This is a genomic window from Pediococcus cellicola (genome assembly GCF_001438655.1).
GTDB classification, from domain to species: Bacteria; Bacillota; Bacilli; order Lactobacillales; family Lactobacillaceae; genus Pediococcus; species Pediococcus cellicola.
Genome location: NZ_JQBR01000002.1, coordinates 235,809 through 248,332, shown reverse-complemented (window position 1 = coordinate 248,332; position 12,524 = coordinate 235,809). Strand labels below are relative to the sequence as shown.

General features: G+C 41.2%; 15 protein-coding genes. 5 read left to right on the top strand and 10 right to left on the bottom strand.

The genetic code is table 11. The annotated features are described in order from the left end of the window. The first annotated feature begins 8 nt into the window (after nt 1-8). Genes dapA through IV80_RS03040 form a run of 4 tightly spaced genes read left to right on the top strand, consistent with a single transcriptional unit; the run spans nt 9 to nt 4,016 of the window. A complete protein-coding gene (gene dapA / locus IV80_RS03055; protein WP_057749350.1) occupies nt 9-932 on the top strand; it encodes a 4-hydroxy-tetrahydrodipicolinate synthase in 924 nt (307 codons plus the stop codon). Next, nucleotides 925-1,701 (top strand): 4-hydroxy-tetrahydrodipicolinate reductase, encoded by a 777-nt coding sequence (gene dapB / locus IV80_RS03050; RefSeq protein WP_057749347.1) that lies wholly within the window; start codon nt 925-927, stop codon nt 1,699-1,701. Before dapA ends, dapB begins: the two co-directional genes overlap by 8 nt. Before the next feature lie 21 nt (nt 1,702-1,722). After that, the gene (locus tag IV80_RS03045) at nt 1,723-2,916 is read left to right on the top strand and encodes an aminotransferase class I/II-fold pyridoxal phosphate-dependent enzyme (protein ID WP_057749344.1); all 1,194 of its coding nucleotides are present in this window, start codon (nt 1,723-1,725) and stop codon (nt 2,914-2,916) included. A 32-nt stretch (nt 2,917-2,948) separates the two neighbouring features. Continuing rightward, nucleotides 2,949-4,016 carry an aspartate-semialdehyde dehydrogenase gene (locus IV80_RS03040; protein WP_057749341.1) on the top strand — a complete coding sequence of 356 codons (1,068 nt, stop codon included), beginning with the start codon at nt 2,949-2,951 and terminating at the stop codon, nt 4,014-4,016. A 602-nt stretch (nt 4,017-4,618) separates the two neighbouring features. On the opposite strand, the gene IV80_RS03035 is transcribed toward IV80_RS03040, so the two are convergent. The 4 genes from IV80_RS03035 to IV80_RS03020 form a co-directional block, all read right to left on the bottom strand. Next, the gene (locus IV80_RS03035; protein ID WP_057749338.1) at nt 4,619-6,049 is read right to left on the bottom strand and encodes an MFS transporter; all 1,431 of its coding nucleotides are present in this window, start codon (nt 6,047-6,049) and stop codon (nt 4,619-4,621) included. A 225-nt stretch (nt 6,050-6,274) separates the two neighbouring features. Further along, on the bottom strand, nt 6,275-6,607 hold the full coding sequence (locus IV80_RS03030) for a DsrE family protein (protein WP_057749335.1): 333 nt from the start codon (nt 6,605-6,607) through the stop codon (nt 6,275-6,277). Between the two features lie 9 nt (nt 6,608-6,616). After that, nucleotides 6,617-7,561: a DNA/RNA non-specific endonuclease gene (locus IV80_RS03025; RefSeq protein ID WP_057749332.1), complete on the bottom strand. Its 945-nt coding sequence runs from the start codon at nt 7,559-7,561 to the stop codon at nt 6,617-6,619. Nucleotides 7,562-7,577: 16 nt separating this feature from the next. Beyond that, the gene (locus tag IV80_RS03020) at nt 7,578-8,261 is read right to left on the bottom strand and encodes a sunset domain-containing protein (protein WP_057749329.1); all 684 of its coding nucleotides are present in this window, start codon (nt 8,259-8,261) and stop codon (nt 7,578-7,580) included. Between the two features lie 252 nt (nt 8,262-8,513). On the opposite strand from IV80_RS03020, the gene IV80_RS03015 reads away from it, so the two are divergent. Then, nucleotides 8,514-8,714, top strand: coding sequence for a cold-shock protein (locus IV80_RS03015; protein ID WP_057749326.1), 201 nt, complete (start codon nt 8,514-8,516; stop codon nt 8,712-8,714). 223 nt (nt 8,715-8,937) lie between these two features. Here the strand turns inward: IV80_RS03015 and IV80_RS03010 are convergent, their stop codons facing one another. From IV80_RS03010 to IV80_RS02985, 6 genes are all read right to left on the bottom strand, one after another. Beyond that, nucleotides 8,938-9,201 carry a helix-turn-helix domain-containing protein gene (locus IV80_RS03010; protein ID WP_057749323.1) on the bottom strand — a complete coding sequence of 88 codons (264 nt, stop codon included), beginning with the start codon at nt 9,199-9,201 and terminating at the stop codon, nt 8,938-8,940. 36 nt (nt 9,202-9,237) lie between these two features. After that, entirely contained in the window at nt 9,238-9,477 is a 240-nt protein-coding gene (locus IV80_RS03005; RefSeq protein ID WP_057749321.1) for a hypothetical protein, read from the bottom strand. 178 nt (nt 9,478-9,655) lie between these two features. Next, nucleotides 9,656-10,390: an ABC transporter ATP-binding protein gene (locus IV80_RS03000; RefSeq protein ID WP_057749318.1), complete on the bottom strand. Its 735-nt coding sequence runs from the start codon at nt 10,388-10,390 to the stop codon at nt 9,656-9,658. A gap of 9 nt (nt 10,391-10,399) precedes the next feature. Beyond that, nucleotides 10,400-11,407 carry an ABC transporter substrate-binding protein gene (locus tag IV80_RS02995; RefSeq protein WP_057749315.1) on the bottom strand — a complete coding sequence of 336 codons (1,008 nt, stop codon included), beginning with the start codon at nt 11,405-11,407 and terminating at the stop codon, nt 10,400-10,402. Then, nucleotides 11,404-12,168, bottom strand: a complete 765-nt coding sequence (locus tag IV80_RS02990) for an ABC transporter permease (protein ID WP_057749313.1) — start codon at nt 12,166-12,168, stop codon at nt 11,404-11,406. Before IV80_RS02990 ends, IV80_RS02995 begins: the two co-directional genes overlap by 4 nt. Then, on the bottom strand, nt 12,140-12,436 hold the full coding sequence (locus IV80_RS02985; RefSeq protein WP_057749310.1) for a thiamine-binding protein: 297 nt from the start codon (nt 12,434-12,436) through the stop codon (nt 12,140-12,142). Before IV80_RS02985 ends, IV80_RS02990 begins: the two co-directional genes overlap by 29 nt. Between the last annotated feature and the right edge of the window lie 88 nt (nt 12,437-12,524).

The window sequence follows — 12,524 nt, the reverse complement described above, 5'->3', positions numbered from 1 at the left end:
GTGGAAACATGTTTAAAAATGCAGATATTTTAACTGCCATTGTAACGCCGTTTAATGAACAAGATCAGATTGATTTTAAAAGCCTCAAGACACTTACGGAGCATCTGTTAGCTACCGGTAGCCATGGGTTTATTATTGGCGGCACTACCGGAGAAACGCCCAATCTCACTCATGATGAAAAAATGAATTTATACACTCAGTTTGCACAGATTGTGGACGGCCGGGTACCCGTCATTGCTGGAACTGGGAGTAACAATACCAAACAAACCATTGAATTTACTAAAGAAGTCGGTAAAATTCCTGGAATTGATATGGCGCTTGTCGTTGTTCCATATTACAATAAACCTAATCAACGTGGCATGAAGGCTCATTTTACGGCCGTCGCTGATCAATCACCAGTTCCAATTGCTATTTATAACATCCCTGGTCGCACAGGCGTGACGATGGCAAATGGCACGGTGGTCGCGTTGGCAAGCCATCCTAATATTCAGGCCGTCAAACAATGTACCACGTTGGATGATTTGCAATATTTAGTCGAAAATACCCCTGAAGATTTCATGGTTTATACCGGTGAAGATGCACAAGCGCTTCCCGCAATTGCCATTGGCGCTCAAGGCGTTGTTTCGGTAGCTGCCCATGTTTATGGTAAAGACATGCGTCAAATGTTGGATGCCTTTTATGAAGGAAATACCAATTTGGCAGCAAGTTTACAAAGAAAGTTAACGCCTAAGATGCAAGCCTTGTTTTTGTATCCTTCACCATCACCAGTCAAGGCTGTTTTGAATGCGCAAGGCTATCAGGTTGGTGGGTGTCGACTACCAATTCTGCCGTTGAATAAAAGTGAACAGCAAACTTTAGCGCAAGCATTAGGGCTAAAAAAAGATGCCCTAGAAGCATCCAAATTAGCACAGTTAGGAGTTAAAAATGATTAATGTTATCGTCGCCGGATTTCGTGGTTCAATGGGTCAAAAGACCGTTGAATTGGTTAAACAAACCGCCGATTTTCACTTAGTCGGCGTGTACAGTCCACATGTGACTGAGTTGCAACCACAAAAGTATGGTTTAGCTGATGATGTACAGGTTTTCAATCATTTAGGAACCGAAATGAAGTCAGCAGATGTGTGGATCGATTTTAGTACGCCCACGGCTGTGTTTGAAAATACCAAGTTTGCTTTAAAAAGCCATATTCACCCCGTTGTGGGAACAAGCGGTTTAAACGAAGCACAACTTACAGAACTCAAGGCACTCGCTAAAACACAGCAAACATCCGGGCTAATTGTACCTAATTTTGGCATATCAGCAGTCTTGCTAATGAAATTTGCCAAAGAAGCGGCTACTTATTTCCCCGATGTTGAAATCATTGAAATGCATCACGAGGATAAATTAGATGCACCGTCAGGGACGGCACTCAGTACAGCCCAAGCCATTAGTGAAGCTCGTAAAGCTCCGGTTCAACCAGAATTTAAAGAATCTGTTAAGGGCGCACGTGGGGCTGATTATCAGGGAATCCGGATTCATTCCGTGCGATTACCAGGATATGTCGCTCATGAGCAGGTCTTATTCGGTGGTGCTGGAGAGGCGTTAACCATTCGTCAGGATTCATTTAATCGTGACTCTTTTATGAAAGGTGTTGCCATTGCAGTCCGTCAAGTTGCCACATTATCAGAGTTAGCAGTTGGTTTAGAGAACGTTTTAAATTAAATAACATAAGGGAGTAGTTACATGCCAGAATTAAGTGCAGCACTAAAAGGACAAGTCAATCAAAAATTAGATTCAATTGGACCGTCAGGGATCCGCGCGTTTGACCAAAAAATTTCTGGCATTCCTGGACTCGTTAAATTAACTTTGGGAGAACCAGGATTCAACACCCCAGAACATGTAAAAGAAGCTGGCATTCGCAGTATTCAGAACAATGATTCTCATTACTCTGCGCAAAAAGGAACACCAGCTTTACGCAATGCCATTAGTGGATTTTTGAAGAAGAGGCACGGCTTGGATTATAATCCTGAAACTGAGATTGTGGCCACAATTGGGGCTACTGAGGCTTTAGCGGCTAGTTTATCAGCCATGTTAAACCCCGGAGATAAAGTGATTATCCCCACGCCAGCCTTCGCACTTTACGTACCCTTAGTTACCGTTGCGGGTGGTATTCCGGTGGAAGTGGACACTTCGAAGGATCACTTCATTTTAACTGCCGAACGTTTGAACGAGACTTTGGCGCGTGAGGGGGATGCCGTCAAGGCTTTAATATTGACGTATCCCAATAATCCTACAGGTGTCGAATATTCTGAAAAAGAGTTACAAGCTTTGGCGGATGTTGTCGCGCAAAAACCTATTTTTGTGATTGCTGATGAAATTTATAGTGAGCTTACATATGATGTGACGCATCATTCTATTGCAGCGATGATTCCAGAACAAACAGTGTTGATTAATGGACTGTCGAAATCGCACGCCATGACTGGATATCGAGTGGGCTACATTGCTGCACCAGCTGGGTTTATTAAAAACGCCGCAAAAATGCATGCCTTTTTAGTTACGGCACCATCTAATCCGGCGCAAGCCGCAGCAGCAGAGGCTTTAGCTAATGGAATGGATGATCCTAAAGAAATGTGTGTTCAGTATAAAAAGAGTCGTGATTATGTCATTGCTTGTTTGGATAAATTAGGATTTGAAACGGTACCACCAAAGGGTGCGTTCTATATCTTTGCTAAAATTCCGGCTCGTTATTCACAAAATTCAGTCGAATTTGCCACTGAGTTAGCACAAAAAGCTAAAGTCGGTGTTATTCCAGGAAGTGCTTTTGGCCCTGGTGGTGAAGGCTATATTCGTATTTCGTATGCCGCTAGTGTAGAAGATTTACATGCTGCGATGGCTAATTTGGAAGCTTTTGCGAAGTCTGAGTCATCTGTAGCATAGAGAATTAAGCAAACAATAAGAGGGTAAAGTAGATGAAAACCTATAATGTCGCAATTTTAGGAGCAACTGGAGCAGTAGGAACACGGCTTATTCAACAATTAGAACAATCCACAATTCCGGTAAAAACAGTTAAGTTTTTGGCATCATCACGTTCAGCAGGGAAACAGTTAACCTTTAAGGGTGAACCGGTCACAGTTGAAGAGGCAACCCCTGATTCTTTTGAGGGAGTTGATTTGGTCTTGGCTTCAGCTGGGGGTGCGGTTTCAAAACGATTGTTGCCAGAAGCCGTAAAACGTGGGGCTGTTTGTGTTGATAATACGAGTGCGTTTCGGATGGATCCGGATGTGCCTTTGGTGGTTCCGGAGGTTAATGAGAAGGCGCTAGAACGGCATCATGGGATTATTGCTAATCCAAATTGTTCAACGATTCAGATGGTGGTTGCCTTGGAACCAATTCGAAAGGCATTTGGCTTAAAACAAGTGATTGTGTCTACCTATCAAGCGGCTTCGGGTGCTGGTCAGCAGGCATGGAATGAGATGAATGCGCAGGCACAACAGCATTTAAATGGCGAAGAGATGACAAGCACTATTTATCCTGTGAAAGGTGAAGCAAAGCATTATCCATTGGCGTTTAATTTGTTGCCACAGATTGATGTGTTTGAAGATGGTGGCTATACGCATGAAGAATGGAAAATGATTCATGAAACCAAGAAGATTATGTTGGATGATATGAATGCAAAGGCGATTAAGGTAACGGCAACTTGTGTGCGAGTTCCGGTTGGAATTGGTCATGGTGAGGCAGTTTACTTTGAAGTGAAAGATGAAAAAGGGGCAAGTCGAGAAAAGATTCAGCAGTTATTGGCAAAGGCGCCTGGGGTAGTGTTGCAGGATGATCCAGCTAAGCAATTGTATCCACAGCCCATTTATGCGGAAGGAAAGCGAGAGACGTTTGTAGGGCGCGTGCGAGCAGATGAGGAGAATTCTGGTAACTACCATATGTGGGTGGTGTCGGATAACTTGTTGAAGGGTGCGGCCTGGAATACGGTGCAGATTGCGGAGAAGTTGGTGGAAAAAGATTTAGTGAGCGTAACAAATCGGTAGTCAAAAAATATAAGTAAGGCGGAAGCGGGATTGCATCCCGCTGGGAGCCTTGCTTATATTTTTTGACTGATTTGTGGAGCTGTCCTCAGACTCGGCGGAAAGCCAAAAGTCAGAGNCTGGAATACGGTGCAGATTGCGGAGAAGTTGGTGGAAAAAGATTTAGTGAGCGTAACAAATCGGTAGTCAAAAAATATAAGTAAGGCGGAAGCGGGATTGCATCCCGCTGGGAGCCTTGCTTATATTTTTTGACTGATTTGTGGAGCTGTCCTCAGACTCGGCGGAAAGCCAAAAGTCAGAGCCGTATGCGGGATCGTAATCCCGCGGAAGGTGTGTCTATTTTTGCTTGCTTGCTTTGTGAAGCTGTCCTAATGCTCGGTGGAAAAAATAGAGAAACAGTAAGGCGGAAGCGGGATTGCATCCCGCTGGGAGCCTTGCTTATATTTTTTGACTGATTTGTGGAGCTGTCCTCAGACTCAGCGGAAAGCAAAAAAGTCGGAACCGTATGCGGGATCGTAATCCCGCGGAAGGTGTGTCTATTTTTACTTGCTTGCTTTGTGAAGCTGTCCTAAGGCAATTAAAATAGCAGACTATTTTGACGCCACCTAATGAACTTTACTATCATTCGTCTTTTGCTTAGCGAGTCTAAAATTAAAGATCTGCAGCCCCAACATGAGTAATGCCATTACAATGAGTACCACAAAGTCATGCATACTTCCTCGAGCCGTGGCACGAGTGGTTGTTAAACCATTGGCGTGCAATTGGCTAATCGAAATAAAAGTAGCCATTAAGGAAGCCCCAATTGAACCAGCGTATTGCTGAATGGCGTTAAAAGCGGCATTACCATCTCCCTTGAGATCGCCAGGAAGCTGTTTCATGCCATCTGTCAGCAGATTACTAAAGGTTAAAGAAAAGCCAGCACTAAAAAGTGCATAAAAGAGAGTCATTAAAGGAATCGTTAAATACGATTGAAAACTTAAAAATAAAATTCCTGAAAGGAGTGTGGTACTGATTCCAGTTAGAATTGGCATTGCAGCTCCTTTTTTGTCTAAAACAACGCCACCAAAAGGCATCAAAAACAGGCGTAACAGGCTACCAGGTAAGAGTAATAAACCAGCCCATAAGGAGTTTGCACCAACCACTAACTGACCATAGTTGGGCAATAAGAAACTCATGCCAATGTTGATTAATTGGCATAAGGCGTAGGCCACAAAGCTTAAAACAAACCGATGATATTTAAAAATGTGAATATTGATTAAAGCTGTGGAAAGGTGTAGCGCATGATTGGCGTATAACCAACCTGAAGCAAAACCTAATAGCAGTAATATCCAGAAGAAAAGACTTGCCCAACCATGAACAGCCGCCTCATTGAAAGCTAAAGAAATGAGAACAAATACACCAGCTAACCAAAGGAATCCCTTTAAGTCTAATTGTGTTTTGTGGATCGGTCGGGTTTGTCTAATGTTGAAAATACCAAGTATTGCCGCAAAGACAGCCAAGGGAAGAACAATCCAAAAAATTGCCCGCCAACCTAAATGGAATAACACTAAACCACCATAGGTTGGACCTACTGAAGCCATAGAAACGATGATGGCTCCCATTGCCATGTAGCGACCGAGTTTTTGAACCGGGATATCATAGTTAATGATCCCAAACAAAAGCGGTGTAGACATTCCTGTGGCAATCCCGCCAATTAAACGGCCAATGAGTAGCATGGGAAAATTAATGGCGTAAATACATAAAAAGAGACCTACGAAAAAGAGGTCAACCGCCCAAATGAATAAGAGTTTCAATTTAAATTGTTTATGCATATAAGAGGCTAAGGTCATGACTAAGGAAGCAACCAACAGATAACCGGATGTCAACCATTGCACCGCCGAGATGGAGACACCAAAAGTGTGCATTAACGTGGGAAAGGTGACATTCATTGCGGTTTCTAATAAAATACCACAAAAAGAAAGCAGTCCAGTCCCAAGAATGGCTAAAATAGTGTGGCTTGAAACCTGTTTATTTGAGGTTAATTGTTGTGATTGCATAAATCTTACTCCTATCATTTTTCAGCACACAAAAAGGTAAGCCAGTATTTGGTTTGGCTTACCTTTTAAAAAACTTTAATTCATTTTAGGCTGATTTATTTTAAAATACTTGATAAAACTTAAGAAGGATTAAAAATCATCTCTTCCTTAAGCATACCACTAATTTTGATTGAAATAGTCAAAAAGTAATTTAGAATATCAAAAGAATCTTTTGGAAGAGGGTCATTAAGGCTTGATGTAACGGTAACCTTGGTCTTGTAGCTGGGCTAGGTCAATGATCCCAGCCGGAACAATTTTAACGCTATCGGGAAGTTGTTGCGCCGTAACTTGGTGACTATTCATCGCGTTTTGGCAAGCGTGAAAAGTTACTTGCGTGCGATGACTTTTGATAAATGTTCTAATTTTAGGATCCCGATATTCTGTAATGGCAGCACCGTTGACAACGACAATTAAAGCTATGGTTACGTTTTGTTCCTGTGCATAATTTAAAGCATTAGTGATGTTACTAATAGTTGTTTGCCACTTAGCAATTTCATCAATATGAAAGACAATTTTCATTTCTCAACCTCATTTCTTGACGCTTGTTCCGGTTTGATAATTAATGGTATAGCCAGATTCAACATTAAAAATATAAACATTAAAATGAATAGCGTTGCTGCCGATTGATTGGCCCTCCATCTGAATACCTCTCGCAACTAGCTCGCTGCCACGAAAAATAGGAGTCACGCGGTAACGCACATAGTGGGTTTTAGATGCTTTTAGATAGTCCGCTACCTTATTTTCATAGACGGTCATTTCGGGATCGTTTAAAGAACGTGTGCCCGTCATTAAATTTTTGGCATTATTATTTTGTCCAGTTAACTGATAGCCAATCAAATGACAACGATTATACAGCCACCCATTGGCCGTTTTTTTGTTATGCCAGCCAGTCGGATCAACGTCTAATTCTTCACGCGCTTGCGTTGGCATTAATCGTTTGTTTAGTAAAGCATTGGCGGCGGTGACACGATTATAGTGGTCTAAGTTACCATACGTTTGCCAAGCGCCACGTGTTGTGGCTAAATCACGGCTGGTAAAATCGGGTTGATTTTGATTCACAAGGATCGTTTGTTGACCTGAAAAAGTTTTATTAGCTAATTGGGATTGATCTGTACTTTGAGTTCGTGTTTGGCTAGCCTTAGACTGATACTGGGCAATTGCCATATGTAATTTACCAGCTTTTTTCTTCAAAGAGGCAGATTTAGATGATAAACCAGTAGCCAAGTGACTGTTTTTGGTCTTGAGCGAAGTTGCTAATTTTTTGGCACTTGAATTGACTTTGGTAATGACTTTAGTTGAGTTAATATTTTCACGATGAAACGCACGATGACGAGCGTAAGTACCAGCTTGGTTCCAACTTAAAAAAAGGGTGATGACAGCCAGTAAAATGAACCAAATTCGGTCTTTACGTTGTCGAAAAGCCACGATGATGGCAAAAAGTGCAATAATTAAAAAAATGATACCAATGAACATTTACGAGGTCTCCTTACTATCTCTTGGCTTTGCGATACCCAGAAGCTTGTGCTTGCGATTCCGTTTTAAAGTAAACGGCGTTTTGAGCGTTCATATGATAACCGGCTTGTCCCGGAACATGGTAAATATGTGAATTCACATTACCAATAATCATTTGTTTCGATCCGGTATCCAAATCACGTTTTGAACTGGTGTGGCTCGCTTTAGTTGCAACGGCCTTTTTAGCTTGTACCGCCTGTTTGGTACGCGCCTTGGCCTGACTTTCTGAGGCTTTTTGTGCGGCAAGACTTTTTGAGTTTTGTTGCGCTTTTTGTGCGGAAACTGATGTTGCGTAGACTTCCTTTTGAGAAGTCGCTTGATGCGCAAGTTTGACAACAGAATCAGATTGCGAGGTGACTTTAGATGAGACTTTTGCCAGTTGGTAGGCCTGAAGTTTAGCAGATGTCAGTTGACCTTTACCCACGGTTTCTGTTTTATAAATTTTTTTAACAGGCTGGGTACTCATTGACGGTGTGGGATCAGTACTGAGAAAGCCAAACATCGCCACGCAAAAAATAAGGACGGTTGCCAAAATAAAATTGGTGCTTTTTTTAGTGTAAAAAGACCGATTGTGCGTAACTTTATGGTAGAGGTTGATAATCTCCAAAATTATAAACCCCAGTAAACTAATGATAATTAAAAATGTAAAGAAATCATTCATGATAACTCACTCCCTAGAACCATCATACCCGGCTAATGTGGACAGCACAACAGATATTGCGGCCCGGTAAAAAAATATATGGAAAGAATAGGTCGTTTTATTTGTATTGTGTGGCGTTAACTGTTAAGCTATGGTTAATGTGTTTTATTAGTTTGTTATTAAAGGTACGGAGTTTCCAAGTATTACTCCTTTCGTAATTGGCTGTGGGATACAAAATTAAAAAAGCGCACTGCGCTAGGAGGATTTATCCACATGGAAAAAGGCAAAGTTAAATGGTTCAACCCTGATAAGGGATTTGGTTTTATCAACCGCGAAAATGGTGACGATGTATTCGTTCATTTTTCAGCAATCCAAGGTGACGGTTTCAAGACTTTAGAAGAAAACCAAGAAGTTACTTTTGATGTTGAAGATAGCGATCGTGGCCCACAAGCTGTTAATGTCCAAAAACAGTAAATCGTTAATACGATTGTCACTGCTTAGGCATTAATGAAGCGAGGTTTTTATTTATTAAATATTCTGAAAAAGAATGTAAAACTGAAAGAAAAACACTATTAGAAGATTTAGAAGCAGAATTCGGTTCAAACGTTGATGTTTACTAAATCATAGAAAAATGCTGAGGGAGTGATTCCTCAGCCTTTTTTGTTATCTAAAATTTGATGAACGTAAGCACATTTTGTTATTTTCGTTTTAAAGCTTTATCGATTTGCGTAAGCCATCGGGAAGGATTTACAGCTTTATTTGGGGATGTATTCAATATGAGCTCATCCAGACTGATTTGATAAATTTCATGTAACTGACGTAATTCGTCGACATTCGGTTCGTTTTCACCATGTTCCCATTTTGAGATGAGATCTGGACTGACATTTAGCTCTTTAGCTAAAGCACTGCGCGTATAACCAGCTCGTTTACGTTGTGTCAGAAGTTGCTCTGCAAAAGTCATGACAAATCCTCCTTTGTTAGGGCGCATGCCAAAAATTTAAAGATGCTTTGAGACATGATACTGGGTGCCATGCTTATCCTTATCTGCCGGATCAACGGCGTCTTTAGCATAAAAAACAACATATTCTTCATTATTTTTAGGGTCAGTTGCAATTACGAGTTCATGAGGGGTTTGGTCTTTATGTTTGTAAAGTTGACCACTGCGAACCGCCTCATTGTAATCATGAAAGTTTCCTAGTGAGTCACCGGGATTAAAAAATACAATTTCACTTGCCATAAGTCACAGCTCCTTTAAGATAGATATCAATTTAATTTCAAAAAACATTTCCTTTACGATTGATTATTAGAATAAGTCGTAACGAAACTAATGCATTAGCGTAAGCTTTACTGCACTCAACTAGAATATAAACTAAAACTTTATTGAAAGCAAAGGATTTGGCTATTTAAAGTGTATTTTAAAGCAGATCTAAAATTTGTCGTTTGTACTTAAGAAAAGTGGGACTCAATTCAAAATCAGCTTGTTGTTTTAACTGTGCATCAATTTGAATTTCCTTAGAAATAGTTGCGGGATGGCCATTTAAAATGTAAATACGATCTGAAAGCAAAATGGCTTCATCAACATCATGGGTGATTAATAAGGTGGAAAGGTTGATTCTTTTCATTAAATTCAAATACCAGTCATGAACCTGATGTTTGGTAATCTCATCCAACGCACTAAATGGTTCATCTAAAAGGGCCACCTCCTTGGAAAACATATAAGTTCGAAGTAGGGCTGCTCTTTGCCGCATACCGCCGGATAAGGCATTGGGATAAAGACGTTCGGTTTTTTCTAACCCGAAGACCTTGAACAAAGGGGCGGCTTTTTCCTCTGCTTCGTGTTTCGCCACGCCTTGCATAAGAGCCGGCAAAATAACGTTTCCCATAATGGTTCGGTAGGGTAACAATAAATCTTTTTGGAGCATATAGCTGATTTTCCCGGTTTGATTGGTAATCGACTGTCCCTTTAGGAGGACCTGGCCGGTTTGTGGCGCAATTAAACCCGCGATGATGTTGAATAAGGTGGTTTTTCCAATGCCGCTCACGCCTAAAATACTGACAAGTTCTCCTTGATTCAGGTGAATGTTGATGTCAGAAAGGATTGGTTGTTGTGTATAAGTTTTAGAAATATGTTGTGTTTGTAAAAGAATCATATGAACCCCTCATTTTGAAAGATAGCGATTTGTGAAGCCTTGATCCTTTTTCAGCTGTTGAGTGACCAAGTGATTTTGGTTAAGCCAGCTGTAGAAACGATTCCAGCGTTGAGCGTCAATTTTTCCCCACTGGTCAGTGCCCAATGAATATTGCTTCGAAAGATAGCGTTGACTAGCGTAAATTAGTTTACGATTACTTTTTAATTCAGGTACCGCGGCCATTAGGAGATTTGCAGCCGTTTGTGGATGCTTGCTGGCAAAATGATAACCCTCAGCAGTGGCTTTCAAGAAGTCTTTGGTTACCTGAGAATTGCGTTTTAAAAAGCGATCGTTGCCGATGAGTGTTGGGGTGTAATAGTCAAAAACTTTATTTAAAGAACGAAACGAGAAGTAATTAATCGGAAAGTTTTTAACTTGCGCGTTTTCTCCGGCCCAGCCATAAAACACCCAAATGGCGTCTGCTTGCTTAGCTCTTAAAGTGGCTACTTCGTCGGTACTGTTGTTAGGAATTTTTTTTATTTTGCCATAGGAGCCGCCATCATCTTGGACGACTTGCTTAATGGTGGCTTGCTCAATAGGTAAGTCCCAGGTGGCATAACGTTTACCCATCATTTTCTTCGGTGCCGTAATACCATCTGCTTTACGAGACATAATGCCTGAGGTGTTGTGCTGGACAATTCCAGCAATGGTGGTGATTGGTAGCGGGTTACGACGAGCAATGGCACCTGCAAAAGTATCTTGTGCGGAAACGCCAATTTGTGCCTTGCCACTTGCCACGAGTTGCTCGGCACCATCTTTAGGAGGTTGAACAAACTTCACGTTAAGGTGATTTTTTTTGTAATAGCCCTTTTGTTTGGCTACATACATCCCAGTATGATTGGTGTTGGGCGTCCAGTCGAGAACAACCGTAATGGTTTTAGTCTTTGTGTTTTGAGAGTTGGAAGCACACCCGCTTAACACCAAAATGAGTAAAAGCGTGATACCGAGATAACTCCAAAAAGGTTTGAAAAATTTCATTTTTTATTCGTCTCCCAAGGCATTATTTTGTGTTGAATGAATGTCACTAACCAGATTAAAAGCAAACTTAATCCCGAAATTAAAAAAATAACAGCAAACATTTTATCGTAGGCATATGATTTCATGACACGGGTCATATAAACACCCAGACCACTAAAGCCACCTACCCATTCGGAAATAACGGCACTGACAATAGCATAAGAAACAGATATTTTAAGACTAGCAAAAAAGTGATTTAAGGAATTCGGAAATTTGACATAGTAGTAAAGTTTCCATTTTGTAGCGCCCATTGTGTTCATGAGATGAATCAAATCCGGGTCTGTGGATCGAAAACCACTCAGCATTTCGACGGCGACCGGGAAAAAAGTGGTGATGGTGATTAGCACAATTTTCGGCAACATGCCGTAGCCGAACCACAAAATTAAAAGAGGGGCAATGGCAACAGCAGGGACTGTTTGACTAATCACGAGAAGTGGATAAACGGCCTTGTAAAGCGGGGTGAACAAATCCATGACAATCGCAATAAGCACACCGCTGATGACACCGATTAATAAGCCCCAAAAAGCTTCCAACAAAGTTACCCCAGCATTGGCCATTAAGGTGCCGAAGTCAGCGATAAAAGCCTGAACAACACTGATCGGTGAAGGCAGTAGATAAGTGGGGACCATTTGAAAATAGCTTATTCCCTGCCAGACGAACAGGAGAACAATAATCAGTAAAAATGGCAAAACATTAATGTTGATATTTGTCTGTTTTTTCATGAATGCCTAGAACCTTGCCCTTTGACTTGTAGTCGATCTTAACGTACGTCATGACCTGTGGTGCCCCTGCTTCGGCCGCAATTTTTGTAATATTTTTTACGATTTCCATTAGTTGATCATAATCGCCTTCAATGGTTGTTTCAAAGGCGCCCACATCATACGACACACCGGTGGATTGGATGTATTCAATTGCTTTATCAACGACAGCCACAACTTTTTGATCATCCTCCAACATGGGGAGAATTTGGATGGCAACACTTGTATTCATAATTTTTTCCTTTCTTGAAACAAAATAAAAAGCCGACGATAAATCGCCAGCTCAAGCTTTGTCTGTTTCAATGGATCTTTACGTGACC